The sequence below is a fragment of the Pelagibacterium limicola genome, from assembly GCF_015694405.1.
In the GTDB taxonomy this organism is placed as follows: domain Bacteria; phylum Pseudomonadota; class Alphaproteobacteria; order Rhizobiales; family Devosiaceae; genus Pelagibacterium; species Pelagibacterium limicola.
Map to the genome: position 1 here is coordinate 1 of NZ_JADQDB010000005.1, position 24945 is coordinate 24945.

General features: G+C 63.8%; 21 protein-coding genes, 1 tRNA gene and 2 pseudogenes. 7 read left to right on the top strand and 17 right to left on the bottom strand.

Going from position 1 to position 24945, the window contains the following annotated elements; all coding sequences use genetic code 11:
• From I2G20_RS10880 to I2G20_RS10890, 3 genes and pseudogenes are all read left to right on the top strand, one after another.
• A pseudogene (locus I2G20_RS10880) lies at positions 1 to 87 on the top strand (IS481 family transposase); the annotation flags it as partial.
• A 681-nt stretch (positions 88 to 768) separates the two neighbouring features.
• A complete protein-coding gene (gene aac(3) / locus I2G20_RS10885; RefSeq protein WP_196259751.1) occupies positions 769 to 1614 on the top strand; it encodes an aminoglycoside 3-N-acetyltransferase in 846 nt (281 codons plus the stop codon).
• A gap of 12 nt (positions 1615 to 1626) precedes the next feature.
• Complete coding sequence (locus tag I2G20_RS10890; RefSeq protein ID WP_196259752.1) at positions 1627 to 2241, top strand: LysE family translocator; 615 nt, start codon at positions 1627 to 1629, stop codon at positions 2239 to 2241.
• Between the two features lie 5 nt (positions 2242 to 2246).
• On the opposite strand, the gene I2G20_RS10895 is transcribed toward I2G20_RS10890, so the two are convergent.
• The 10 genes and pseudogenes from I2G20_RS10895 to I2G20_RS10940 form a co-directional block, all read right to left on the bottom strand.
• A complete protein-coding gene (locus I2G20_RS10895; RefSeq protein ID WP_196259753.1) occupies positions 2247 to 2696 on the bottom strand; it encodes a hypothetical protein in 450 nt (149 codons plus the stop codon).
• A gap of 142 nt (positions 2697 to 2838) precedes the next feature.
• Positions 2839 to 3006 carry a hypothetical protein gene (locus I2G20_RS10900; protein ID WP_196259754.1) on the bottom strand — a complete coding sequence of 56 codons (168 nt, stop codon included), beginning with the start codon at positions 3004 to 3006 and terminating at the stop codon, positions 2839 to 2841.
• Positions 3007 to 3373: 367 nt separating this feature from the next.
• Positions 3374 to 3733 carry a VOC family protein gene (locus I2G20_RS10905; RefSeq protein ID WP_196259755.1) on the bottom strand — a complete coding sequence of 120 codons (360 nt, stop codon included), beginning with the start codon at positions 3731 to 3733 and terminating at the stop codon, positions 3374 to 3376.
• Positions 3734 to 3842: 109 nt separating this feature from the next.
• The gene (locus I2G20_RS10910) at positions 3843 to 4763 is read right to left on the bottom strand and encodes a DUF2493 domain-containing protein (RefSeq protein ID WP_196259756.1); all 921 of its coding nucleotides are present in this window, start codon (positions 4761 to 4763) and stop codon (positions 3843 to 3845) included.
• 295 nt (positions 4764 to 5058) lie between these two features.
• A complete protein-coding gene (locus I2G20_RS10915; RefSeq protein ID WP_196260081.1) occupies positions 5059 to 6090 on the bottom strand; it encodes a DUF7146 domain-containing protein in 1032 nt (343 codons plus the stop codon).
• Positions 6091 to 6155: 65 nt separating this feature from the next.
• On the bottom strand, positions 6156 to 8267 hold the full coding sequence (locus I2G20_RS10920) for a ParB/RepB/Spo0J family partition protein (protein ID WP_196259757.1): 2112 nt from the start codon (positions 8265 to 8267) through the stop codon (positions 6156 to 6158).
• 174 nt (positions 8268 to 8441) lie between these two features.
• Positions 8442 to 9401 (bottom strand): annotated as a pseudogene (locus tag I2G20_RS10925) (ArdC family protein).
• Between the two features lie 357 nt (positions 9402 to 9758).
• On the bottom strand, positions 9759 to 11663 hold the full coding sequence (locus tag I2G20_RS10930) for a UvrD-helicase domain-containing protein (RefSeq protein ID WP_196259758.1): 1905 nt from the start codon (positions 11661 to 11663) through the stop codon (positions 9759 to 9761).
• A 2-nt stretch (positions 11664 to 11665) separates the two neighbouring features.
• Entirely contained in the window at positions 11666 to 13648 is a 1983-nt protein-coding gene (locus tag I2G20_RS10935) for an ATP-dependent nuclease (protein WP_196259759.1), read from the bottom strand.
• 25 nt (positions 13649 to 13673) lie between these two features.
• Positions 13674 to 14855: a Fic family protein gene (locus I2G20_RS10940; protein WP_196259760.1), complete on the bottom strand. Its 1182-nt coding sequence runs from the start codon at positions 14853 to 14855 to the stop codon at positions 13674 to 13676.
• Positions 14856 to 14953: 98 nt separating this feature from the next.
• Between I2G20_RS10940 and I2G20_RS10945 the strand changes: the two genes are divergently transcribed.
• From I2G20_RS10945 to vsr, 4 genes are all read left to right on the top strand, one after another.
• A complete protein-coding gene (locus tag I2G20_RS10945) occupies positions 14954 to 15592 on the top strand; it encodes a hypothetical protein (RefSeq protein ID WP_196259761.1) in 639 nt (212 codons plus the stop codon).
• Positions 15589 to 16365 carry a hypothetical protein gene (locus I2G20_RS10950; protein ID WP_196259762.1) on the top strand — a complete coding sequence of 259 codons (777 nt, stop codon included), beginning with the start codon at positions 15589 to 15591 and terminating at the stop codon, positions 16363 to 16365. The genes I2G20_RS10945 and I2G20_RS10950 overlap by 4 nt, the downstream gene beginning before the upstream one ends.
• Positions 16366 to 16586: 221 nt before the next feature.
• Complete coding sequence (locus I2G20_RS10955) at positions 16587 to 17828, top strand: DNA cytosine methyltransferase (RefSeq protein WP_196259763.1); 1242 nt, start codon at positions 16587 to 16589, stop codon at positions 17826 to 17828.
• Complete coding sequence (gene vsr / locus I2G20_RS10960) at positions 17806 to 18249, top strand: DNA mismatch endonuclease Vsr (protein WP_196259764.1); 444 nt, start codon at positions 17806 to 17808, stop codon at positions 18247 to 18249. The genes I2G20_RS10955 and vsr overlap by 23 nt, the downstream gene beginning before the upstream one ends.
• Here vsr and I2G20_RS10965 read toward each other — a convergent pair.
• The 7 genes from I2G20_RS10965 to I2G20_RS10995 all read right to left on the bottom strand — a co-directional run bounded on the left by I2G20_RS10965 (position 18225) and on the right by I2G20_RS10995 (position 24944).
• Complete coding sequence (locus I2G20_RS10965) at positions 18225 to 19565, bottom strand: AAA domain-containing protein (RefSeq protein ID WP_196259765.1); 1341 nt, start codon at positions 19563 to 19565, stop codon at positions 18225 to 18227. The two genes, vsr and I2G20_RS10965, sit on opposite strands and share 25 nt — an antisense overlap.
• A gap of 2 nt (positions 19566 to 19567) precedes the next feature.
• Positions 19568 to 20968, bottom strand: a complete 1401-nt coding sequence (locus I2G20_RS10970; RefSeq protein WP_196259766.1) for a hypothetical protein — start codon at positions 20966 to 20968, stop codon at positions 19568 to 19570.
• Positions 20965 to 22014 carry a hypothetical protein gene (locus I2G20_RS10975; protein ID WP_196259767.1) on the bottom strand — a complete coding sequence of 350 codons (1050 nt, stop codon included), beginning with the start codon at positions 22012 to 22014 and terminating at the stop codon, positions 20965 to 20967. Before I2G20_RS10975 ends, I2G20_RS10970 begins: the two co-directional genes overlap by 4 nt.
• Positions 22004 to 22765, bottom strand: a complete 762-nt coding sequence (locus tag I2G20_RS10980; protein ID WP_196259768.1) for a hypothetical protein — start codon at positions 22763 to 22765, stop codon at positions 22004 to 22006. The genes I2G20_RS10975 and I2G20_RS10980 overlap by 11 nt, the downstream gene beginning before the upstream one ends.
• 59 nt (positions 22766 to 22824) lie before the next feature.
• Complete coding sequence (locus I2G20_RS10985) at positions 22825 to 23742, bottom strand: HNH endonuclease (protein WP_246473037.1); 918 nt, start codon at positions 23740 to 23742, stop codon at positions 22825 to 22827.
• Positions 23743 to 23907: 165 nt separating this feature from the next.
• Positions 23908 to 23984 (bottom strand) — tRNA-Arg (locus I2G20_RS10990).
• A gap of 300 nt (positions 23985 to 24284) precedes the next feature.
• Entirely contained in the window at positions 24285 to 24944 is a 660-nt protein-coding gene (locus tag I2G20_RS10995; protein ID WP_246473038.1) for an RluA family pseudouridine synthase, read from the bottom strand.
• Position 24945: the final 1 nt, after the last annotated feature.

Consider the following 24945-nt stretch of genomic DNA (forward strand, 5'->3'; position numbering starts at 1 on the left):
GAATGGGAACGCTTCTACAACTTCGCAAGGCCTCACGGCGCGTTCAACGGAAAAACCCCTTACGAGGTGCTGCGCGAAAAACTATAATCTCAAAAGAAGATGTCCCGAAAGCACCTGCAGCTTACACGGCAGGGGAAGAAAGTTGGACGCGGCTGTTGCGCCATAGGCGATCGAGGCGTCAGCCGCCCTTCGGCCAGATCAGGCCATTTGAAGAGGCCGTGTGGAGCGGTCTTGGCACGGCCAGACAACGGAGAACATGGCGGCCATCTCTCCCACCGGCAAACCGTTGCGGCACGCTCACCGGCTTCATGCACTCTCGCTAGGCCCACTGCTGCATCGTGGCCATCGCAGCCTTCGGGACGAACGCCATGTACAGGGTAGTGCATGCCGCCGAGATACAGCCTTGCCACGCAAACACTCGGACCGGGCAGCGCTTCCCGTGCCGCCGCGTTCGATCGGCGCGGCATACGCCATCGCAGTCGCGTGGGACGATGTGAAGCGGTCGCTACTGTTGGTCAGGTCCTTCAAGCAGCGATGACGAAGACCGGGGTCGCGCGGGACGCCGGTCGGACCGTCTGGTGCCATCCCCCAAACCCGCATGAACGCGGTTATGCCCACGGCGACCTTGCCGGTGACTGCGATCCGCCATGCCGGTCGACGGGATGCCTCACGACAAAACGGAAGCAGCCATTGTCGATTTTCGATGTAGCGGATCGCCGCGGCAGTCAGCTACTGGTTATGAGACCCTATTTCTGCTGATCTTACGACATGATTCCAGCCACCCGATTCCACACACGCACTTCGGTCCGCGACGATTTGAAGAACCTCGGCGTTCAGGCCGGCGACATGGTCATGGTCCACGCGGCTGTCAGCCAGCTTGGACGACTGCTCTATGGTCCGGACGCGCTTATCGGCGCTCTTCTTGACGCGGTTGGATCGGCGGGCACGATCCTGGCCTACACGGATTGGGACGGCGCTTACGACGAGCTGCTGGACGAAGGCGGACGGGTCCTGGCCGAATGGCGCGTCCACATTCCGGCGTTCGATCCTGCCAGCTCCCGCGCCAACCGCGACAACGGCGTCCTCCCCGAATTTATTCGCACGACGCCGGGCGCGCGACGCAGCGGCAACCCAGGCGCCTCGGTGGCGGCGATTGGCGCCCGGGCCGAGTGGCTAGTGGCTGATCATCCGCTCGATTACGGCTATGGTGAAGGCTCTCCATTCGCAAAGCTTGTGGAGGTCGGAGGCAAGGTTCTGATGGTCGGCGCCCCGCTCGACACGATGACACTTCTTCATCATGCTGAGCATTTGGCTCAGATTCCGAACAAGCGCCTGCGCCGCTATGAGGTGCCGTTTTCGGTATCCGGGGGCGTGGAATGGCGGTTCATCAATGAGTTTGATACGTCGGACCCGATCGTGCCTACCCTTGACGAGGACTACTTCGGCGTGATTGTGCAGGAGTTCCTGGCGAGTGGGCGAGGCAAGGAGGGCCAGGTTGGCGAAGCACGGTCGGTGCTCGTCGATGCTGCCCCGGTCTGCGCGTTCGCTACCGTCTGGTTGGAACGTCATGTCGGAGGCACGGGCGTTGAACCGGAATATGAGACCTCACCCTAAAGGCGACCTGTCATGGACATCACCTCTCTGCTCATCTTCGCCGGTGCGTTGCTCGTCGCCGCCGGATCGCCGGGTCCCTCGGTAGCCGCTCTAGTGGCCCGCGTGATCTCGAAGGGTTTTCGCGACGTGTTTCCGTTCCTGCTCGCCATGTGGATCGGCGAAGGCATCTGGCTGTCGCTGGCGGTGTTTGGACTGGCGGTCGTGGCGCAGACTTTTCACCTCGCCTTCGTCGTCGTGAAGTGGCTGGGTGTTGTCTATCTGCTCTATCTGGCCTGGAAGATGTGGTTCGCGCCGGTGAAGCTACGCGACGGCGAGATACCGCGTGAGGATTCGCCGATAAAGCTCTTCATTGCGGGCATGGCCGTCACGCTTGGCAACCCGAAGATCATGATGTTCTACATGGCGCTTCTGCCGACAATCGTTGACCTCGCGGCAGTTACGGTCGTCGGCTGGCTGGAACTGACGCTTACAATGGCGATCGTGCTCATCGGGATCGACATCGCCTGGGTGTTTGCAGCCGCGCAGGCACGTAAGTTCCTGAAGAGCGAACGGGCCATGCGCGCCGCTAACCGTATCAGTGCCGGTATGATGGGCGGTGCGGCGGCCGCCATCGCCGCGCGGACTTGAGCTAGTCAGGTTCCTCGCGCAACAGCCGGATATTCGCCCTTCGGCCGCGTATCAAACGAGGCGGCGACCCGTAAGAAAGCGGTGATGCCGACCGCGATAGCGCCGATAATGGAAAATATGACCTGCCATGCATCGGAAGGCATGACGTGCTTCACGATCCCATAGGTCGCATAGAAGCCGGCGATCGCCGCTGGAGCGACGAAAGCGGCGGCCACAATCAACTTGAGCCACATCTGCCTGGCGAAGGTTATCAGCAGACGTCCGGCAGCCAGCGTGATGGCAGCGGCGAAGGCGCCAACCAGAATGGCGCCGGGAATGCCAGCACCGGTGCCGTGCGCCCAGACGCCCACGGTCACACCGACGAATGCCGGCACCGCGAAGACGGCCAACGTGAAAAGCAACCAGCAAAGCAAGCCGATCGCCGCGAGGGACGCAAGCATAGCGAGGACGATCATGGCGGTGGTCTCCGTTCGGACAAGGTCTGACGGTCGCGCCTTCCACCACCACCGCGGCGCGCTGAAAATGTAGCGTATAACGAGCCGCGTCGGGAGCGGAAATCTGGGGCCATCTCCGTTCGGCCCGAGCGGCTCGCTGTTCTCAGGAGGCGAAGGGGTCGATCTCGCGGATGATCGCGGCGCTGTCGCCATCATACTCGCTGGCAAGCATCACCGAGAGGGTGCCGTCTCCGGCTTGAAGGATGATAATGGTCGTCATCAGCGTGGTGGCGAGGCTGAAGGCGAAGGCGTGAGCGTCGTTGAGGGACATCGATCCGGCTCCTGTTCCGAGCGGAGGATCATCCCCCGCTGACAGGCGCCCGATGTGTCGGACTGAACGCTGCGATCACCGCGCAGGCTGAGCCGCAGCGGCGGCATGCTCGCATAGCCGACCCTTTACGGGTTGATGGCGTCAAGCGATCAGTCGGACCAAGGATCAGCGCAGACAGGCGGGGTGGTGCTCCTGTGCCGGAGCTGGAGCGGGATGCCGAAGCGTCGAAGGGGCTTGTTGCGACCCCGTCACCGACGTTCAGCAGCAATTCCAGTCGGACGAGAAGCGGGTGTTCAACCGGAGGACGACGCGGACGCTGGATGGACCTACAGCTGCCGGCGGTCGTTCACTCGCACCACCTCCAGGGCTAGGCGGTCCCGAACATCACATGGCGGCCATCTGGATCAATGACGGTGACCACGACATCGTCAACGGCACTCGGTGCGATTCCGAGCTGATCGAGATGCGCGAGGAACGCTTTCTGTTCCGTAATCTGGAAGTACAGGTGCGTGAGGTTAGATTCTCGCAGCGCGGGATGCGTATACGATGCAAAGGCCTGTGCGTCGTGGATCGACAATTGCACGCCATCGAGATCAAGGCGCCAATAGACATAAGTCTCAGGTGTTCCGACGGCATCGATCGGGAGCGCGGCGACTTGCTGGTAGAATTTTGCTGCCTTTTCGGGGTTCTCGCTCGTTAGAAAGACCCCCCGCAACTTGGTTTCCATTTGTTCCTCCTACAATGTTGCAACGAAGCGATGCTAATCGGCATCGATTGGGATATAAACGGCAAGCCACTCATTGAACTCGATCTGGCGACCGTGTGATGGGCGGCGCTCAAGCGCCGCCAAACCTCCAGACCGGGATGCCGAGCTTCCTGGCCTTGTCAGCAAGGTTGTCATTGATGCCCGTGCCCGGGAAGTGCATCACGCCCCTCGGCACAATCTCGAGCATCTGGTCGTTGCGCTTAAAGGGCGCGGCTCGGCCGTGCTTCGTCCAGTCGGGTGCGAAGCCGATCTGCGGAACGTTGCGGTTCCTCGCCCAAAGTGAGGCGATCTTCTCGGCGCCCTTCGGCGACTTGCCGTGAACCAGCACCATGTCGGGGTGCTTCGCATGCGCCAGGTCGAGCTTAGCCCAGATCAACTGGTGGTCGTTGAAGTCGAGCCCGCCGGTGACGACGATCTTCGGGCCGGGAGGCAGCAGCACTTGCTGTTCCGCGCGTTTCTTCGCCATCAGGAAATCGCGGCTGTCGATCATCGCCGAGGTGAGATTGCGGTGGTTGACCTTTGATCCGCTGCGCGGGAGCCAAGGCTTGCCGACGTGGCGCTCGTAGTGTTCGGCAGCCTGGTCGCGCATCAGCTCGAAGGCGTTCTGGCGCTCGATCAGCGTTATGCCCTCAGCGATCAGGCGCTCGAGTTCGACCGACTTCACCTCGCTGCCGTCCTGTTCCCGTTGCGAGCGCTTCTGTGCCTGCTCGTTGTCGTCCAGCTGGCGAGCAATCCGCTCGGTCGCGCGCTGGAAGACGTTGGCCATCGACCAGAGGAGATCGTCGAGGTCGGGTTCGAGGCGCGTGTCCTCCAGCGTAACGATCAGCGCGTCGAAGATGTCTGCGACGGCGCCCGCTACCGCGTTGCCATCCGGGAGGAGTCGCTGGTCGGGTTCGTCGGCGAAGGGCCGGTAGCCGTGGAGTTGGAGTTCATTGAGCACATGGTCGGTGGGTGAGGATTCGTGGTGCGGTTCGTCGTCGTGCTCGCGCATGGGGGGCTCCGTCGATTGGACCGCGACCATCGCGGCCTTCATGGCGACGAATCCCACAGGCCGGTCGGCCGGGCACCCGGAGCACAGCGCAGGGCCTGATGGCTAAGGCCGGCTATTTTGCCTCGCGATGGAAAGTGGCCTTCAGGCCGCGCCGGAAAATAGTCGGCCGCCGCCATTGCCGGCTGGCCGGCTTGTGGGCCGATCGCCCTCTCGAAGGCCGAGGCGCGGTCCTCCCAGACGGAATGACGCATCCCGAGGGGCACGATGGCGCCCGCCGCCACGTTCCTCGTGCCGGCTAGGCCGCCAGCGTCATGAAGCGTTGGACGTCCTGCGGCCCGATCTGCATCCGGGTTCGGCTGCGCAGAGCTTCAAGGCCGAGGGTGCGCAGATCCTCGTTGAAGTCGCCCAGTTGAGGCGAGATGACGATCGCCTCTATCCCGGCTTCGTTTGCCCGTGCGACCAGACTGTCCCGTGCGACATCGCCGGCCGGATCGTCGTCGCGCAGGATGTAGAGCCGGCGCAGCGTGTCCGGGAACAGGACGGCAGCGAGATGCGCTGCCGAGAGCGCCGCCATCATCGGCATGTCGGGCAAGACCTGGCGGACCGACAAGACGGTCTCGATGCCTTCGCCGGCCGCCATGACCTCGCCGCCGATGCTGAAGCGGACCGCATTTCCGAGAAGGTCGCCCATTGCCCGACGCGGCGTGTCGAGTGGCGCCTTGTCTCGTCGTCCCGGATCGAGCCAGGTTCGATGCGCTCCGGTGATTCTGCCGTCGACGCCGGTGACCGCGGCGATCATGGCCGGCCAGGTCTCGGTCGGCGAATGCTCGTCCGGCCGATAGTAGCAGCGCGGGTGGAAACGCAGATTTCCGGTTCCGCGCAAATCCGTAATCCCGCGTTTGCGGAGATACGATTCTACGAGCGTGCCCGTGATCGGCCGCGCCATGGCGAACAGGCGGCGGGCGGCCTCGGGTGAGCCATGCGGCGCCGGGGCCTCACGCATAGCGGTCGGTCTCGGCTCGGGTGGCGGCATGCTGAGGAAGGATCGGGCCTCGTCGGCAACGTCCTTGAAGTCGGCGAGACCACAGCTTTGCCGGATGACGTCGAGCAGATCGCCGTGCTCTCCGGTGGCGGCGTCGGTCCACTTGCCAGCAGACCCTTTCGGCGAGTCCTTGAGCCGGACAAACATCGAGCGGCCCGACGTGTTACGCACGTCCCCTACAAGCCAGTAGCTTCCGTGGCGGCGACCGTTCGACAGATAGTGGCGGCAAACCGCCTCGGCTCGGTCGGCGAGGCGGCGTGAGAGGCTGTGCGGCGAGTCCGCCATGATGTGCTCCTCAAAAAAGAAGGCCCGCCGTTGCCGGCGGGCCCAGTCATACAAGTCGTTGACGTTCACTCGGCCGCGATCGCGTGGGGTGCGTCGTCGGCAGGGTCATTCTCCTCCGTCGGCTCCTCATCGGCCATGGCCGTTTCGCCGCCGTCGCCCGCCGTTTCTTCGCCGGTTGGCTCGGCCTCGGCACCATCAGCGTCGAGCGTCTCATTCAACGCTGGCCCGGGCGTGTGCAGCGGTTCGGGAAGCCAGCCGCTACCAACCAGCAGGCGCTCGGCTTCGGTCGCCATGTCGCCCTTCTTGAGATGGGCGATGCGGTCGGCGGCATCCTGACCCTTCGCCTCCGCAACGGCATGGAGGATGCGCGCTTTGGTGACGCGGCCGAGGAAGGCATCCACGGTTGGCGTCCAACCCGCGGCGGCCATGTCGAGGCCGACCGCTCCGGCCAGACGATCCGCATGAGCGAGCGCGCGGGGCCGCCTGTTCCACGGTTCGTGCACGGCGTTCACCGAGAGGCCGACGACGTGAGCGAACAGATCCGCCTGGCTCTGCCCATCGAGGCGCTGGAGAGCATCCCACAGGTCAGCGGAATCCTTGGGCAGGCGCTTGCCCCAGCGCTCGTGCCGGGCGGTGATCGCCAATGCGGACGCGCTGTCGTTCAGCCCCGGCGCCTGCGCGCTGAAGCCCACGCTCTTGAGATCAAGCTCGAGGCAGCTGTCCGAGCCATAGTGATAGAAGACCTTAAGCGTCAGAGCGTGAAGCGCTGCAACGAACGCGACATCGGGTCGCTCGCCAAGCGCCTTACGCAGGCCCAGGGTACGATGCGCGGTCAGCTCCGTCAGGAGGCGGTCCGAGATCGGCCCCAGGCCATCGTCCTCATCCGGATCGGCCGGAGCCTCGGACGCGGCGCTCGTCTCGCCGCCGTCCATATCATCGTTCGCTGCATGGACCGGCTCCTCGGATCCGTCGGCCGAGGCGGCGTCCGGGACGACGGGCTCCTCGTCCTCCGGGCGGACATGCCCTCGCTCCACGCGGAGCCGGCCGTCATGTCCGATGCTGACGAAAGCACCCGCGCGTGCGATCTCGGCCGGATCGAAGGTCAGCGGCCTCGCCTCGAAAGCTTCGAGCGCGGTTTCGAGCTCGCCGAAGCGCTCATCGATTGCCTCCGGCAGTTCGTCGGCGTCGGCGTATTCCTCGGTCAGGCGGTCAAACTCCGCCTGCAAGGCTTTGCGGGCCTCCTCCTCCTCGACCGAGAGCGGCGCGGGTTCACCGCGGAGCTGGCGAAGTCCGAAAGTATGGCCATAGGCGAAATCGGGGGCGACCTCGATCCACTTCCAGCCTTCGGCGGCGATCGCCTGCGATTCCTCGCGCAGCTTCTCGGCGACCATCATGTCGACGAGCGCGACGTCCTGCAGCCAGCCCCCGTCGTCGCCCTGGAAAAGGTCACGCAGGATCGTGCCGCCTGCCTCGACATAGGCGTCGATGCCGATGAACTGCGCCCGCTTGTCGGAGGCGCGCACGGCGCCCTCGGTGAGCATGCGCCGGATGACATAGGGCTGCTTGTCGTAGGACTGCTGCAGCCGCTCGAACACCTGCTCCTGCCGCTCGTGATCGCCCGAGACGGTGAAGGCCATCAACTGGTCAAGCGTCATGCCGTCCTCGGCATAGAGATCGAGCAGCTTGGGAGAGACCGAGGCGAGCTTCAGCCGCTGCTTGACGACATTGACCGAGACGAAGAAGGCGGCCGCGATCTCCTCCTCGGACTGGCCTTTCTCCTTGAGCGCAAGGAAGGCGCGGAACTGGTCGAGCGGATGGAGCGGCGCGCGCTGGACGTTCTCTGCGAGCGAGTCCTCCTCGGCGATGCCGCCCTCGCGCACGACGCAAGGCACGGGCGCGGTCTTCGCCAGCCGCTTCTGCTTAACCAGCAGTTCCAGCGCGCGGTAGCGACGTCCGCCCGCCGGAATCTCGAACATACCGGTCTCAGCGCCGGCTTCGTCCACGACAGGCCGGACGCTGAGGCCCTGGAGCAGGCCCCGACAGGCAATGTCCTCGGCGAGTTCCTCGATCGAGACGCCGGCCTTCACGCGCCGGACATTCGACTGGCTGAGAACGAGCCTGTTGAAGGGAATGTCGCGCGAGGGCGACAGGGTGATCTTCTTCGCAGCAGTAGCCATGACGATGTACTCCGCGACGGGCCGCCGAAAGCCTCTCTCTCGGCCTCCAACCCGTCACGAAGCGCAGCGCCGCCCTCTCACTCTGGGGGACGGCGCCGCAGAACCGATGATCAGGAAAAGCGTAAGGTCGCCGAGCCGGAGAGCCGTGAATCCGGTTCTCCGGCTTTCCGGAGTTCAGGCGACCGCCCATTCGACGGGAGCTTCGGTACCTTCTCCGGGATGGTGCTCCGGCAGGAAGCCGAGCAGATAGTCGGCGGCCTTGCTCGCCTGCGAGGCCGCGCGGACGATCGCGCGATTGTCATCCCGCAGGAGCTGGAGCCAGGAAGCGATATAGTCGGCGTGCCGCACCGTCGGCACGATGCCGAGCGAGGCGCAGCAGAAGGCGGCGTTCATCTCCGCAACCAGTTCCTCGAAGGCGTATTTCTTGGAGCCGAAGGAACCGGTGAGGTCGCGATCGAGGCGCGATCTATGCCCGGTCGCATGCCCGAGCTCGTGCAGCGCCGTGCGATGCCAGTTGATGGGCTCGAAATAGGCCTGCGGCGGCGGGACCTGCACGTAGTCCTGCCCCGGCGCATAGAAGGCGTGATTGCCGCCGATGCGAAAGTCGATGCCGGTCGACTCGATCAGCGCTTCGACCCTGGGCTCAATCAGGTCTGGCGGCGGTGGTGGCGCTGTCGCCGTAATGCTCTCCGGCAGGTTTTCGCACTGCGCGGTATTGAATACGGTGAAGCGTTTGAGGAACGGAATCGCCTAGGCTTCCTCGCCAACCTCGCGAGCGCGCCTCTTCTCCTCGTCGGGAATGAACCTGTCGGCGTAAACGACGGTCGTGCCGCGCTCGCCTTTGCGGACGTTGCCACCGAGGGAAAGGGCCTGGCGGAAGGTTAGCCAGCTCTGGCCGGGAAAGCCATGCTCGATGACGGCGCCCCAGAGGATTAGGACGTTGATCCCGGAATATTGGCGCCCTGTCGCCGCGTTCCCGGGCATCGCGAGCGGCGCCTTCGCCCCGGCGGTCCCCCATGGCTGGACCCAGGGGACGGAGCCCCTCTCGAGCTCGGAGATGATCCTGTTCGTGATTTCGTCATAGAGGCCGGCCCTCTCGGAGCCATGCCGGACGCGTGCGCCTTTCGTGGCCATCGCGGTTCTCCGCGACGGGCGCCGAAGGCCTCTCCTCCAGCTCTCAACCCGTCACGGCAAGCCGGGTCCGCACTCTCACTCTTTAGGGGCGTTGCGGGGTGTCCCCGCAGAAGGGGTCGGCCGAGACATATAGCTCGGCCGCAGGGGAAGGCCTTCCCCACTCTGGTTCATTTTGCGATTACGGCTCTGCAATAGCCGATCTGCAGACTGCCGATTTCCAGCTGTCAAGTGTCGCGCCTGCAGCGTGCGGGGGCGGCGCCAATCGGCGGTCGCTTCCGATATAAAGGCATATTGGGGACACAGGCTGGCCAGCGCCACATTTCATGTCCGAAGTATGCGACTTATTTCGGACGTGGGTCAGGCGACTTCGACTATCTGAACCCCGGCACCGAGAAGTAGCTGATACAGCGTTGCGATGGCCTGCCGAGCGCCTCGGCGGGCGCAATAGGTGAAAAGTACGCGCTGCTTGGCCCGAGTGAAGGCCACGAAGAACCCTGCGGTCGCTTCGACCTGATCCTCAACGAAGCTGCGGCGCCACGCATCATCATCGAGGCCAACGAAGATGACAGTGTGGTATTCTAAGCCCTTGCTCTTGTGGATCGTCATCAGCGGAACTGCGTGGACGCCTTCATAGGCGTCGAGTGCGGCGGACCAGTCGGCGGCACCCGCGGCAGAAGCAGTCAGGTGAAGCACGGCGGCTTCTAGGATCTTGCCAAGCCAATTGCCTTGGGCATAGGCGGGATGAGCGGCGAGCAGGCGGTCGCGGCCAATAAATCGCACCGCCTCGCGGACCACAGCAACCGTTTGGGCCCGATCGGTAGTGGGTGCTGGATGACGCTTAGCGAGGCCTAACGCAAATTCGTCGAGCTCGCGGGCGAAACGCCCCTGCGCGCTTGCGTCATCGGGACCAATTCCCCGAAGCACGGATAGTGCTTCCTGGCATTCTGACCAGTAGCGTCCGGCGCGTGGGCTCGTGGCCAGGCGAAGTAGGCCGATGATAAGCCGTGACGCCTCATCTGGCAAAAGGTCTTGTAGCGCGACAGCGCCGATCATGCTCGCCTCGTTGCGGAGCGAGAGCCCGGCAGCTTGAAAGGCTGGTTCTAGCACTGCAGCATAGCGGTCAGCACGCTGACGGATGAGCAGGACAAAATCGCGCGGACTGAGCTCGAATGCCTTCATATCTGCCGCAATGAAGGCTGCGAGCCGCGCGGCTTCGACTTGGGGCGTCGAGAAATCCCAGATCGCGCAACTCGCGCCGTCAATCGTGGGTTTAGCCTTCGACACCGGCTCGGCCGCCATGGGATCGAGCGCTTGGGCGAGGACGTGCTGGATGCGGACGAGTTCGGGGGAGGAGCGATAATTGTTGAAAAGTGGCGTGCGGACTGCGCCGAAGTCGGCGTCGAACGCAGCGAACGGATCGTCCATCGCCATCGCCCAGCGCATGATCTGCTGCTTGTTGTCGCCGACCGCCGTGATGACGGTCCCGCTCCCGAGAAAGATGGTCTTGACGAGATCGTACTGGACTTGGGTGGTGTCCTGAAACTCGTCCATGAACAGATGCGAGTAGGTCAGGCGCAGCGCTTGGCGAGCCATCGGGTTCAATCGAAGGAGGAGTTCGACAAGCCGTCCGATCATCGGGAAGGAGAGCCGAGTCTTGGCTCCCTCGTGAAGCGAGGACTGCCAGAAGCGATCAGCGGCCCATTGCGCGGGTGCGGGCCGCCACCCCTCGACCGGGAGCGGGTGCCCGACGAGATGGTGTCGCTCGAAAGCCTTGACGCCGATCGCCTGAATGTCAGCCATGGTGCCGATTTCAGGTGGCGGCGCGCCGACTTGTTGGTGCAGGAAGCCCCGGAACAGGTCGTCGTTGGTCCACATGATTTCGTAGTCAGGGCGCGGCCGCCAGCGTTCGGGTAGGACTTGGCCAAATCGGTCGAGTAGCCCCTTGGCGAAGGCGTCGAAGGTCATCGAATCAAAACGTGCAGCATGGCTGCGATGGCAGCGCTGGCGCACGCGCGTCGCGAGATTGGTTGCGGCGTCACGCTTGTAGCTGATTGCTAGTATGCGCTGCGGCGCGGGGGTCGCGCCGGTCTGGAGGAGGAAGGCGGCGCGCTGGGCGAGCAGCTCGGTCTTGCCCGCTCCGGGGCCGGCAATCACCGAGCGATGGTCATCGGACTTTGCGACGATCAGGGCATTGGCTTCGAGCGCCTCAACCCCCATCGGTGTCCAGTCATCAGGGCGGATGCGGCGCGCGAGCACTGCCATGGTCAATCGCGCCTCAGGCTTTTCGCGATGTGGGCGAGCAACTCGGCTAATACTGGCGGCATGTCGGCCTTGAGAGCGCCATTCTTGATGTGGGTTAGCGCGGCAAGGTGCGTCGCCGGCTTGCTGTGCGTGAGGAAGTGGTAGCGGTAATCGGGGAAGAGAGGCGGATGGTCTTTATAGGGACCGGTGTAAAGAGTCAGGCCGGGGCCTTTGGCCCCCAGAACGGCCTTGGCCGCGTCATCGGGTTCCATACGCGGGCCGCCGCCGGCGGGGATCGTCGCTTCATAGGCAGCCGGGAATGCTGCAAGCATCGCGAGGTCCAGATCTAGCGGTTCGGAGAAGTAGACCCCGTATTTCTTCAGGCAGTTGATCCAGCCGCGGAGAATCTTGCGGTCTTCCTCATCCTGCCAGGTGTGCATCTTGGCGAAGTCGGCGTCGGACAGGACACCCTTGTCGAGCTTGAGCAGTTCCTGCTTTGGCGCGCCGAACTCGACGAGATTCTCGATAGCCGTTTTGATGCGGCCGAACCCCCCTCCTGCCCGGCCTAGATCGAGGTCGATTAGGGTGGCGTAGGGGATTTCAAGCTGAGCGAGCAGCCGCCAAAAGTGCTGCACATGGCGCCCGCCAAGCGGAACAATCGCGACAAAGGCCGGATCGATCAAGAGATCGAGCGCCTCGGCCAGGCGCGGCAGCACCACACGTTCGGAGTCGCCTTCGACCAGAAGAACGAAGCGCGCGAAATAGAGCTCGGGGAATGCGAGCATCCCGCCGCGGACGAACTTCGCCTCCTCACCGATGCCCTTCGGCAACTTGATCTTCTTGATCGTAGAGATACGCGTGGTGGGATTGCTGCGGCAATAGCGCACCTCGCGCGGCTCGACCCGGCTGAGTACCGCGGGCGAGTGGCTTGTCACGAGCGCCTGGGCGCCTCCATCTTCGGTTAGCGATCGAACCTGATTCAAGATGCGCGCGAGGAAATACGGCGACAGGTGATTTTCCGGCTCTTCCAGAGCGAAGATCGACAGGGCCGGGATTCGCAGCTGATCTTTGTGAAAGCCTTCGACTTTGCCGGTGACCACCTGGCGTTCCATGTCGAATACGGCGGCGGCAAGTGCGAAATAGAAGAGCGACTGCTGGCCGTCACTGAGACCGTCGAGTCCCCGCTCTTGCCCGTCGGGTCCCTGCTCAAAGATGACCGCAATCCTGCTGACTACTTCCTCGAAGCGGCGGCCAACCAAGCTGAGGCGGGGCTTAGTGTCGACAACCTCGTCATGGAGGGACGACCAGCGTGCCTGGAGCGCCTTGCCGATCGCCGCAATCGCCCTCTCGCCCTCGAAGGCTTCGGTCAACGCCTCCGCTGCCTCGTCGACGCTGTCGCGAGCATTGTCGGACCATTCAATTGCGCGCAGAAGGCGAGCGGCAAGCGCGCCGGTTGTCGCGCGCACCTGCGCGCTCGCGTCTCGGCTCGCCGGCGTATAATAGAGCTGGATGAGCCCGCGGTCCGCGGGCGGCACCGGGTGCTTTTTGGCGTCCGCCGGCGAGTCGTCGAGCGTATCAACCCAATAAAGGTCTTGGGACACTTCGCCTTCGACCGTGCTGTCGTCTTCCCAGCGCGCCTCCAGCCGCATGCGGCACACCGGCGGCTTGTCTTCGCGGGCGATGAGCATGTGCCGAAAGGATGGTGCGACGGTCTCAGGCGTGGCGGTTCCATCGGCCAGTTCGGGTAGCGCGATCAGCACGTCGATGACCAGATCCTTCGCCAAGCGGTCATCTGGATCAGCGTCCGCAGCCAAATGAAAATCGGAGCGATGGATCGTGCGCTCGGCGCGGCTAACGCCAAAGACCTTGGAGAGCGCCTTGAGTAGAGCTGTCTTGCCGGCCGCGTTGGAGCCGACGATGGCGGTGACCTCGGGGCTGAAGGGAACCTTGAGCGGGTCGGGACCGAAGCAGCGGAAGCCGGAGATGGTGACGCTTTCGAGACGCAAGTAGTGGACTTTCGATTAGCGGTGATCAGGTGGCTGGGAGCGGATCGGTGCCTTCGCTGAGGATGGCGAGATAGCGGCGATACCCAAAGACGCGGCCGCGGCGCCGGCCAGTCACTTCATCGACGATGCCGAGGCGCTGCAAGTCAGTGAGAGCGGCGTTCACCGTAGGTGCCGACAGCCCGGTCCGCTCGACGAGCTGATTGCTGGTTACGTAGGGGTTTTGCTGCATCAGGTCGTGTATGCGTAGAGCCGAGCCGGCGCGCTCGCTCTCGGCGGTGATGCGTTCGCGATCTTGCTTGAATAGATTTACGATACGGGTCGCGGCGTCGAAGGCCTGGTTGGCGGTCTCCGCGACTCCATCGAGGAAAAATTCCAGCCAGGCCTCCCAAGAACCATGCTCGCGGACTTCCTGGAGGAGCCGGTAGTAGTCTGCGCGGCGCGTTTTCAGATAGAGGCTGAGGTAGAGTAGCGGCTTGCGCAGCACGCCATGGACGCAAAGGTAAAGAGTTACCAGCAGTCGCCCGATGCGTCCGTTACCGTCAAGAAACGGGTGAATCGTCTCGAACTGGACGTGAAGGAGCCCCGCCTTGATGAGCGCCGGCAGCCTTGAGTGGTCCTCGTGCATGAAGGCTTCCAGAGCACCGAGGCTCGCGTCGAGCTCAGTGACAGGTGGCGGGACGAATAGGGCGTTTCCCGGTCGGCTGCCGCCGATCCAGTTCTGAGAGCGCCGGAATTCCCCTGGGTGCTTGGTACCGCCGCGCCCACTCTGCAGGAGCCGGGCGTGCATCTCCCGGATGAGGCGGAGCGATAGCGGCAGCTCGTTGAGGCGTTCGAGCCCGAACATCATCGCGTCGACGTAGTTCGAGACCTCGCGGATGTCGTCGATCGGCTCACCGGCCTGAGCCTCGGTTTCGAAACGGAGGAGATCGGAGAGAGTCGATTGGGTGCCCTCGATCTGGGACGAGAGGACCGCCTCCTTGCGAACGTACATGTAGAGGAACAGCTCCTGGCGGGGCAGGAGCATGGTGATGCCGTCGAGGCGTCCCAACGCGCGCTCGGCGACGCTTAGGCGGTCGAGCAGCGAGAGAACATCGATTGGTGGAACGGGCGGGAGCGGGGGCGGCACAAAGGCGCGGACGATCTCGCCCGCGACGGGAGTCTCGATAAAGCGGCCAAGACGGCTATCGTTGGTTGAAGTGTCAGCCATGTCATTATCATGGCCGAAATGAGCTATTTAAGCAAACGCCTCTTGGCTTAAATAGCTAGATTGCTAAGGTAAGTGGCCTTAAATAAGGAGGCTGCTGAGTGTCCGGCTATACACAAAGGGTTCGGGACAGCATTCTGCCGCGCTCGGTCGCCGGCACCCTCCCGGCTGCCTTTGCGGAGTGGACGTTCACCGAGAATACGATCGACCATGAAGCGACGATCGAGATCTGCGAACTCTGCGGCCAGCAAGATCTTCGATATCATTTCGAGATTGCGAACCGTTACACAAAAGCGACGCTATGGGTAGGATCCCACTGCATTCTCCAGTTCGGCGTCGCGGTACTCGAAGATGGCCGGCAGCTGTCATCGGATGAGGCCAGGCGCCGGCTTGCGAAGCTGACGCAGCAGATGCAACTCCAGGGCTGCGTCAAGGCCTTGGAGCGCCTCGCTGCCGCCGAGGCCAACCCCATCCTGACCGGCGCGCTCGACTACTACCGACGCAACAAGAAGCTCACGCCGAAATATGCTGCGGTCGTGTTCTGGAAACTCCAGAGCTTCGGCATTGATCATCATCCCTCCTTCTTCCAGGTCGAGTTGCGGCGCGCGCAACACATTGAGGACCTGCGTCAGATGCCCACCGGCCGGGTGCATCGGTTCTGGGGCGCGCTCAGCCCGGCTCAGCGCCGCAAAGCTATTGAGCTTGGTCATCGCCCCCCAGCTCGCAGGAGCACGGCATGATCAATCTCCACGAACGATTGTCGGAGTTTTCCTATGGCTATGGCGTCACGCGCGAGATGGAGCGTCGGCTCGCCACTGCCGGTGTTCGCGCGACACCGTTCCTGCCGAGTCTGCTGCATGAAGCGAGTTTGGGCTTTGATGTCGCCTTCTCTGGCCCTGGCCAGGTCGTCATGTTGCAATTCAAGTTGGGGCAGCAGTTGTCGCGGTTTCGGCGTCTCAGCCCGGCCGAGAGCATCCCGGTACTGCAGAAGCCATTCTGGCGCTACCACGTCGATCTTGATGAACACCAGTTCCAGCGTCTGGAGGAGTTTGAGCAAGAGGGCGCGGACGTGTTCTATGTTGCGCCACGCTTCTCCAACTGGGCCGGTTACGAGAGGGCATTCCACGCGAGCGAAGTCCTGCGACGATCGTTGTTGCTTCGGCCTTCGCAGATTCGGCTAGGGGCGGCTGGCGCGCCGGGCGAGCATCGCATTGTCTATGATAGGGTGAGCCGATACGTCTGTTCCGACCCTCGTGCCATTGACGAGGTGCGGCCGGAAGACGCGGTCGAAAAGACGGCCGCAAGAGCACGCGAGCCCGGTCCACCTCTTGCAGCTCAACTGGAGAGGCTTGTTACGCGAGAGAGAACCCGCGATCTACCGCGGTTGTCGCGACCTCGTCAGCGCGATCTTCGGTCACGGGCTCGCACCCCTGCGGATGCCACGGCGGCTGAGATCGGGCTGGAGGCTTGGCTACAAGGAGCACAGGTCCTGTTCGTCACGCCCGTTGACTGATTTCTTGATACTGCCGTCTTCGACAAAACTGTTGGCGCGGCTCATCAGCAGACGACTGAAAGTTGGAAAGGTGCCGCTCTATCCAAAGAGCGGTTCCCCGAGGGCGAAGGTAAAGGCTTACTCAGCAGAGTTACGGACACCGAATTTGCTCGAGTGAGGATGCCGCGCATGCTATGTTCTCACGACGATATCGCCCTCTGTCGACGACCGGACCAGTTCATATGTATTTGAAATCGATCCTCGACGTAGAAGCTCCTCCGCCTGGAGTTGAGGTTGATGCACGGTGCGTACCAACAGGATCGTCACCAGAACAGTTAACGGTAGCTGGGCTGTTCGCGGGAATTGGCGGACTTGAGCAAGGATTTCATAATGAGGGCCATCGCAGCGTACTGCTCTGCGATGCTGATCCGCGCGCCCGCGACGTGCTCGCGCTACGCTTTCCGAGAGCCGCATTGTCGGAGGATGTTCGGGCGTTGAAAGCGCTGCCGGCTTGCGACGTCCTCACCGCAGGATTCCCCTGCCAAGATCTGAGCCAGGTCGGGCGTCGAAAGGGCATCTCGGGACCGAACTCCGGTCTCATCGACGTTGTACTCGACCTTCTCGCCAAGGCGAGACCCGGGCCGACCTGGCTCGTCCTTGAAAACGTTCCTTTCATGCTGAGCCTTGATGGTGGCCGCGCGATCGATCGGATCGTCACCTCACTTGAGGAGATGGGGTTCGCCTGGGCCTATCGGACTGTCGATGCGCGGGCGTTCGGGCTCCCGCAACGTCGCCGTCGCGTTGTAATCCTGGCATCACGAGCAAAGGATCCTCGCCCCGCGCTGCTCGGCGTCGATGCCGCTGCGCCGAAGCCGACAAAGCGCGGGGTCCACGCTTGCGGCTTCTATTGGACGGAAGGCAATACCGGCCTTGGGTGGGCGATCGATGCGACGCCACCCCTTAAAGGCGGATCGGCGCTGCACATTCCCTCGCCACCCGCAATCTGGTTTCCCCAACGGCGACTTATCGGTGTGCCGTCGATCGAGGATGCCGAGCGCTTGCAAGGATTCGAGGCCGGCTGGACGCACATCCCGGGCGAAGATGTCCGCCAGACTCGCCAACGTTGGCGGCTGGTCGGCAACGCGGTCAGCGTACCATTCGCTAGCTGGATCGCCCGGCGGCTGACGGCCGACGCGGACTATGACGGCGACGGTGATCCGGATATCGTCGCAGGAGCCCGATGGCCGAGCGCCGCCTGGGGCATGGATGGCCGCAGAGGCCTTGCCTCGGTGTCGGAATGGCCCGAGGTGGCTGTGCAACAGCATCTGGCGACATTCCTTACGCGTAGCGTGATGCCATTGTCCCGCAAGGCGACCGCCGGGTTCCTTTCCCGCCTTGAGCAGAGCACGTTGCGATACGAGGAGGCTTTTCGCCTCGATTTGCGGCACCATATCGAGATGCATGACGCGGCCGACACGCCCTGATCCGATCGCCGCTACGACCACCAAACGAATGGCGGCAACGACGGGACGCGATAATCCGCGTGAACGGGCGCTGCGATCCGCGCTGCACTGTCGTGGCCTGCGGTTCAGGCTGCATCGACGGCTGCTGACCAATTCGCGGCGAACGGTCGATATCGTCTTCCCGCGCGCCCGGCTCGCCGTCTTCCTCGACGGCTGCTTTTGGCATGGATGCCCGTCGCACGGCACTTGGCCCAAGAACAACGCCGAGTGGTGGCGGGAGAAGATCGAGACCAATGTCGCGCGCGATCGCGACACGGATCGTCGTCTGGAGGCGCTGGGCTGGACGGTGATGCGTATCTGGGAACACGAGCCGATCGAGGACGCCGCCGATCGGCTCGGGCATTGGCTGCGCCGCATTCAAACCGAGAACACTCGCGCCTGATCCTTGAGCGAGGTCCAGATGCGGCGGTGCGCTTCGAAACCGGACCATGTGCCGTCCTCCGCGCCGGCGGCGACCGTGTCGCAGCCATGGACGTAATCGGCGATAACACCGCGAACCGCCTCGCGTGCGACGACCACGCAGCCGATCTGATGGCGGGACAGCGACACGCACCACCGGCCTGCTTCGAGATCGAAGGCGACCGGTCGCTCCGGGAGCGAGAGCGGGTGACGAACAACCGAGATCGGCAGCTGGAGGCCCTGCCATCGTTCGACCGTGTCGACGCGCAGCCCGCCGCGCCCGCGCTGCCGCAGGCGATCGGCGATGGCACCGCCCGACACGACGTGGGGATCGATGCAGCCGACGTCGTCCTCGCGCAGCGCGCGCTCCCCGATCCATTCGCCCTGCCGGACCAGCACGCGATCGGCGACGTGCGCAATGAGCTCGGCCAACTCGAGATCGGCCTCCTGATGGGCGGGCGCACGGCCTGGTAAGGTCAGGGCTACGAGACTCCGCCCCGCAGCGATCGCATCGAGCGCATCGTCGATGCCGCGCTCGAGCCCGGAGACGGCGAAGCGCAACCGACGCTTGTTGGGGTCGACGACCGAGTCGAACGGCAGGTCGGGATAGAAAGATGCCTGAACGAGGGCAGCGGTGTCCGGTAGCAAGCGGCGCGTCACGGGAAGCCCGAACACGGGCGTGCCGGGGAAGCGATCCAAGACATAGGCAGGGGCCGACCAGTGGATCTTGTGCGGCGCGGCCTCAAGGTTGGTCGTGTCGGCCGAGGTAACCGGATCGAGCTGCCCTGGATCGCCGACCATCAGCACGCGAGTGGCGAGGCTCGCGATCGGCATGAAGTCGGAAGCGGCCAATTGATAGGCTTCGTCCACGATCATCAGGTCGAATGTCCCGATCGGGAGCTGGTGCAGATAGGCGGCAAGGAGGTGGGCGTTGGTGACGATCACGCCTGGGCCGATGTTCAGGCCGGGCGCCCATCCGCTCGACGCCGTGATGCGGCCGATGAGGTCGACCGGCAGGACTCGATGCTTGGCATGAGCGAGTTCGGTGCGCGGAAAGCGATAGTCCAGCAAGCGGCGCGCCACGTCATAGAGCTGCGATACGCCTGGGGTGACGATGACCACGCGCATGGCGGGACGCGCCACAGCAACCGCCGTGGCGCACTCGACGAGGAAGGTTTTGCCGGCACCGGGCGGCGACTTCACGATGGTGAGCGGCGCGGTGCCGAAGAGAGCATGATCGATCGCGGCATCGAGCACGCGGTCCGCGTCGTCTTGGCGCTGCCGAATGGCCGTGGTCATGGTCATCGCCTCGCTGCGCGCGCAATCGCGAGCGCCGATTGGCCGGTCGAGGGGCGGGGTGGAATCGCAGGGGCCGCATCTCCGTAGAAGATCCAAGGCTGCCGATTCCTCGTCTCCTTCAGAGCCTTGTGATTCACGAAGGCATAGGCGTCGCGCAGCAGTTCGACGCGCGCGCCCACGGTGAGCACTCCGGTCTGGCGGACGCCTTCGGTGATCTCTATCGAGATGCGCGTGCCGCCGGCGGCGGTCGCGCCGAGCGCCCTCACGACGCCTTTCACCCCGCAGCCAACGATCTTGATCTTGTCGTCGAGCCGGAAGCGGATGACGTTCTGGTCCGACTCCACGTCGATGTCGCAGGGCTTGAAGTTGCGGCGGGGTTGGCTGACGTTCGTGACCGTGCCAATCACGACACCGCCCGCTCGTATGGCCTGTTCGCGCAGTGCCGGGTCATTCTCTAGGGCCGCGAGCTCCGCTTTGTCACGGCCGGCCTCGAGCGTGCCCAGCTCGGCGGCGAGCCGATGGGGCGCGCGGGCCGGGTAGAAACCGTTCTGCAGGTCGTATTCGACGCGCTTGGCCGAATCCTCGACCAGGCTGCCGAGGCCCGTCGCCGGCAATCCCAGGGCCAGGAAGGCGCCGCGCCCTTCGACCAACAGGTGCCATTCCCGAACAATCCAATGCCGCAATGTATCGGCGATCTGCGCTTGCAGCGCGTGCCGGCGTGCGCCTGCCGCGTTCTTGGCCTCCTTGCGCAGACGATCGATCCGGTCATCGATGGGTTGGTCCGGCGTGTTCGGGAGAATGCCCGACGCGGGCAGTCGGATGCGTTCGCGCGATTCGGTCAGGGGATCAGTCACGGTGGCATCGAACCAAGCCAGGATGGCGTCGAGGTGGCCCGCCTCGATCGGGGCCATGCCCGTGACGCAATGGTCCTGCAGCAGGGCCGCCGCATCGGCAACGAGCTGCTGGCCCGGGACCATCGCTTCGCGCGCTATGATTCGACAGGTCTCGCCCATGCGCCGGATCTCATCGGGCGCATTCTCGTTGCGCCAATAACGATGGCCGAGCACGTCGAGCGCTTCGAGCGTGACGCCATGGGGAATCCAGACGCGCATCGCACTGGCGGTCGCAAGCGCCCGATCGACCGTCGCGTTGAGGAAATCGGCGAACGGGCACAGATCCCCCACGTCGCGGCCGATCGGGTCGAGCCGCACGACGATTTGAGGATCGCGATCCAAGGTGCCGAACGCGATCGCCTGAATGTGCTCCTCGGTGACGATCTTGATCGTGGCAATGCCGATGGTGATCGCCGGATCGGGCGAGAGGCCACTCGACGTGCGCGTCGCGAGTGCGCGGCCGGTATACCGGGCGACCACGCGATTGATGGTATCCTCGAACGCGTTCATGCCGCTCTCCCCACTTCATGCTGGTCAGCGAGGGTCCGAAGCCGTTCGGCGACGATCCGTTCGTGCTCATCGGCCGGCGCTACAGCGCCCGTCAGGAGGCCGATGACCCGATCCATCGCTATGTCACCGAGCACCTCGCCGGCGACATCACCCATGTCGGCGGCGCGCCCTGCCACGCGTTCGCGGCACCATTGCGCCATGACGCAGCTGGCCAGGCACGCATCCTGGAAATTGGGTTCGAGATCGGTGGCCACGGTATAAGGCGCCGCGCCGGCGCGCAGCATGTTGATACGTTCGCGATGACGCAGGAACGCCGCGATACCGATGCGAATGGCCTCGACCGCCCCGCCGAGATCCTCGATGCGCGGTGCATGGGGGCGCAGGCCGTTGGGCCGGGAGAAAATCAGCAAGCCCTTTGGGGCGACCAACATCGCTGGGTCGAGGCGATGATATTCGTGGCGAAGCGCCAGAACCTGCGCCCCGAGCTGGAGGCGGACGCGCGCAAGATCTCCCCGGGGGACCTCATTTTCGCGAACGATGAACGATTTGAGATCGCCGGGCAGATAACAGCCCAGTTCCACCGACCAGACCAGCAGATCGGGCGCGATGAAGAAATAAGGCCGCGGGCCCGGGCTAGTCGGAATGAGCAGCTGCGGCTGGACGATGATGTGCGGTGCGGTCCCGCCACGGATGCTGTCGGTGAGGATCGCGCGCGTGATATTGAGCCGTGCGATCCTCGCATCGTCCTTGCTGCCGGGGTGGTCGTCGGTGAGATTGCGCACCCGGACGTCGTCGGGATCGAGCCCGATAAGCGGGCTCAGCGTCTCGCGCAGCAGGCGAGCATCGCCGGCATACGCGTTGCTCTCGAACTGAGCGCCGCGGCGCTTGGATGATTGGCGTTCACCGAACTCGCGATCGTAGCGCTCGCCCACGACCTGCTCGTAGAAGCGCTTCTCCGAGCCCTCCTGCATGACCATGGCCCCGAGGATCTCGCATGTCGGGTTGCCAGCGAGACGGACTAGGGCGGTGCTGCCCTTAACGCTCATCGGCGCTCACCCAGCCCGGCTTCGAGCCCGGCAGCGACACCAGCGGCGCCCGGGCTCCGAACAGAAGATCGCGTTCGGACAGGCGCGTGGCGAGCGTCTCGGCCGCTTCGATGCGGGTCCTCTCGTCCTCAGCACGATGGCGCCCGATCAGTTCCGCGATCGCCTTCAGCCATTCGTCATAGGGGAACATGCCGCGCTGCACTTGCAGGCCGGCGTCGCGCGCCTGGTCGGCCGCGACATAGTTCAAAGTCTCCGGGTTGGCGGCGACCAGCTCCTTGCGGTGCGCGGCACGCGCCAGGCGGATTGTCCAGGCTGCGCCCTCGAGAAAGAGCAGCCGCCCAGACATCGGCCCGATGATGCGGTTCTGGAGCGGCCAGTCCGACCGCGCCCAGAAGCGCTTCACCGCCTGCCCCTGATCATGGGTCAGGCAATGGCAGAGATAGACTGGCTTGGCCCGGGACGAGTCGAAGGACTTGGCCTCATCGTTGGAGAGCGTTCCGAAGCGGGTCGAAGGGATCGTGCGGTCCTGGAGTGGGCGCAGCACGTTCGCGATCAGAAGCGAGTTGAGCGGCACCATGGCATCGCCCAGCAAGTCGAGGACGATCTCGCGGAGCGGCCGCCCGCCATCCGGCGTCCGCGGCCGGCTGCGTCGTTCGAGACGGGCACGATGCTCGCGCACCTCAAGGAGGCGGCGTTCGAGTTCAGCTTCCTCTGCGCGGAGACGGTCGAGATCGGTCGTATGTGCGTTCATGAGTCGTATCCTATAGAACTCTATCGGACTTGTCTATAGGAAACTATCGGGAAACTCCATCAGGGAATGTAGACCGCACTGCGGTGGTGGTGGAAATAGGCTCTGCTCTCGTCCCGGAGTGGCCGTGGTGGCGGTCTCTGGACGGTGTGCATCCCGAGCTTGACCGCGTCCGTCTCCTGTAATTGGGAGGAAAAGAGCGCTCGACCATCGTCTTCGAACCCGATCAGCCCCCGATCGAACAGGAAATCGGCGTGCGGCGCGAGCATCAGGCCATTGAACCCATCGAGACGTTCCGCGGCCGTGCCGCAAGCGCGCCATGGCTTGATATGGCTCGCGATCAGCAGATTGGGCTTGTCGATCCCCGTGATCCGGCAAATGGGCTCGACGTCGAGGACACGTTTGCGGAAGAGGCCCTGACCGCGCCGTGCACGGGTCAGCTGCTCGCGGACCGTTCGATCGATGGACGTGTCCTCAAGAATGCTTCGCTCGACGAGATCGTCCAGCGTCGTCGCGAAATCGGAGATCGTCTTGGCCGGCGCCACGAGGAGATCGGCACGAGGCAACCTCGCGGCCTCAAGGACGAGATCGACGAGGGCGCGGTCGACCTCCGCCAGATAAGCCTTTTGATTGCCGTTCCCGGTCGTGGGTTGGATCGGCGAGTGCGTAGCGGGTAGGAGTGGCGCCAGCCGTGCGAGCATATCTTTGGGCCGGACGGCCAGGGCGGCGTCGAGCCACTCGACTGGGAGTAGCCATCCGACGGCATTCCAATAGGCACCGATCGAACCGAACTCCTCGGGCTTGGGAGCGCTGATCGCGAAGTCGGCGACGATCCCAATCCGACCCACTCTACCCTCGGCATAGGAGAGAACCAGATCGCCGGGTGCGGCAAGACGCATGTTGTCATAGAATCTGCTGCGGGCGCCGTTGGCCTCGGTCACGGGAGACCAGAGATAGCCGCCGGCGATTTCCTGGCGCATCGTCTGCGCATGATTGACCCACCAATATCGCACAAAGCGATGATGATCTCATCGATCCGGATTTTACAAGCCGAGAGGAGAGAGCGTCAGCGCCAACAACGAGTTAATCTCATCAGGCGTAGCCACTGCGGTGGTGCGCGAGAGACGGGGACAGCCCGGCGGTTTTGGCGCACCCGACAGGATTCGAACCTGTGGCCTTCGCCTTCGGAGGGCGACGCTCTATCCAGCTGAGCTACGGGTGCTTATCGGTCGCAACTGCTTACGCAGTGCTTACGTGAACTTTTTGCGAGTTAAAAGCCAAGAACGAGGACCTCGCAAATCCTTGTTCTCACTGTCTATTTTCGTCTCCTTCCTTGCCCAAACCGACTTGACCTCTGCCTTCGGAGGGCAGCGCTCTATCCAGCTGAGCTACGGGTGCTTCGGGCGGTGGGCCGCACGCGAACTGGCCGGAACCTACTTTAAGGTCGAACGAAGCGCAACCACTAGATTGGGCCGGGAGACAGCAGCGTCGACAGCGTTCCGGACATGAAAGGCAAGCGTATTCAAAAAGGAACGGGGGCGTGGAAATCGACGCTTTCACCGGTCGCTGGGTGGATGAAGCCGAGATGGGCGGCGTGCAGGTTCAAGCGGTCGGCGGCGGCAAGGGCTTCGCCCGTTGCGTAAAATTCGTCGCCAATGATCGGATGGCCGATTTCCCGCATGTGCACTCTCAGCTGGTGGGTACGCCCGGTGAGCGGGGTAAGCTGCACACGCGTCACCTGACTTTCACGGGCAACGACCTGCCAGCGGGTCTGGGCGGGTCGTCCGCGTGCGTGATCCACCTGTTGGCGGGGCTTGTTTTCCCAATCGGTCGCAAGCGGAAGATCGACGAATCCTTCCTCGTCGGCAGGCGAGCCCCATATGCGGGCGAAATAGGTCTTTCGCGTCACGCGTTTTTCGAACTGGATACCGAGCCGTCCGTGAGTCCACTTGTCCTTGGCCATCACCACGACGCCGGACGTATCCTTGTCGAGCCGATGCACCGTGCCAACCCCGGGCCAGCGATCGAGCACACGGGACTGGAGGCTGTCGTTAAGGGTGGGATCCTTGCCCGGGACGCTCAGCAATCCCGAGGGCTTGTCAAAGACGAGGATGTGGTCGTCCTCATGGATCAACGACAGCCAAGGCTCCCGGGGCGGATCATAAACGAATGTCTTGGGCATT